Source organism: Komagataeibacter kakiaceti JCM 25156 (assembly GCF_000613305.1).
Genome location: NZ_BAIO01000601.1, coordinates 1 through 1,265, shown reverse-complemented (window position 1 = coordinate 1,265; position 1,265 = coordinate 1). Strand labels below are relative to the sequence as shown.

General features: G+C 68.6%; 1 protein-coding gene. It reads right to left on the bottom strand.

Translation table 11 applies throughout. The annotated features are described in order from the left end of the window. Window positions 1-65 precede the first annotated feature (65 nt). The coding region (locus JCM25156_RS17015) for a peptidase domain-containing ABC transporter (protein ID WP_025814093.1) at window positions 66-1,265 on the bottom strand (1,200 nt) is incomplete at its 5' end.

Here is a 1,265-nt window from a genome sequence, read left to right as displayed (position 1 = left end):
CCCGCCGCCTCGCCGCCTCCGCCCCTGCGGGTCGGCAACGGGAGAGAGGTCACGATCCTGCCCGCTCATGCCGCGTCCCCTCTGTCCGTGAAACGGTTCTGCTGCATCCACAGCGTGCGGTAGAGACCGCACCGCGCCAGAAGTTCGCCATGCGTGCCGATATCGACGACCCGCCGCCGGTCCAGCACGCAGATCTGGCTGCAATCCACCAGCGAGGCGAGACGGTGCGACACGATCACCATGGTCCGCCCATGGGCCAGATGGCGCAGGTTGGCGTTGACCACGGCCTCGCTTTCCGGATCGAGGGCGGAGGTGGCTTCATCAAGGATCAGCAGCCGCGGGTCGGAAATCACCGCGCGCGCGATCGCAAGGCGCTGGCGCTGCCCGCCCGAAATGTTGGTCGAGCCTTCCTCGATCCAGGTATCGTAGCCTGCGGGCATGCGCTCGATGAATTCCTCCGCCCCCGCGAGGCGGGCGGCGCGCACCGCGTCTTCCAGCGTCAGGCCGGGGCGACCGGCGATGATGTTGTCACGGATGGTGCCGCGAAACAGGAAATTATCCTGCAACACCACCCCGCATGAACGGCGCAGGTAGGTCAGGTTGATTTCACGCAGGTCCACGCCATCAAGCCGCAGGTGCCCGGTATAGCCCCGGCTCACGCCCTGCAGCAGCCGGGTGATGGTGGACTTGCCCGAACCGCTGCGCCCGACCAGCCCCAGCATCGCGCCCGCGGGCACATGGAACGTGATGTCCGACAGGGCGGGCGCGGCGGCGCCGGGATAGGTGAAGCCGACATCCGAAAAGGACAGCGCGCCCCGGATGGGCGGGCGCAGGCCGGTCGTCAGGGCGCGGGTCTCGGTCGGGCGGTTGAGTACGGAACCCGCCTCGGCCAGGGCGCTGCGGACTTCGTTCAGGTCGTCGATCAGCCGCGCCATGCTGACAAGCGGGGCGGCCACCCGCCCGCCCAGCATCGCGAACGCCATGAGCGCACCGGCCTCCAGCCCCGACGTGGTGGCGGTAATGGCCAGATAGGCCCCGACCAGAATGATGCCGCGATTGATGAACAGGTCAAGCGGCATGACGGCGGTGGCCACCCAGTTGCCCATGCGCCCCGCATCCAGCGAGGCGGTGACGACGCTGGCGGTCTTTTCATCCCACACCTCCCGGCGCACGGGTTCCAGCGCCAGCGTCTTGACAGTGCGGATACCGGCAACCGTTTCGTGCAGGGCGGCGCTGCGGTCCATCTCGGCGTACCTGCCGGGCCA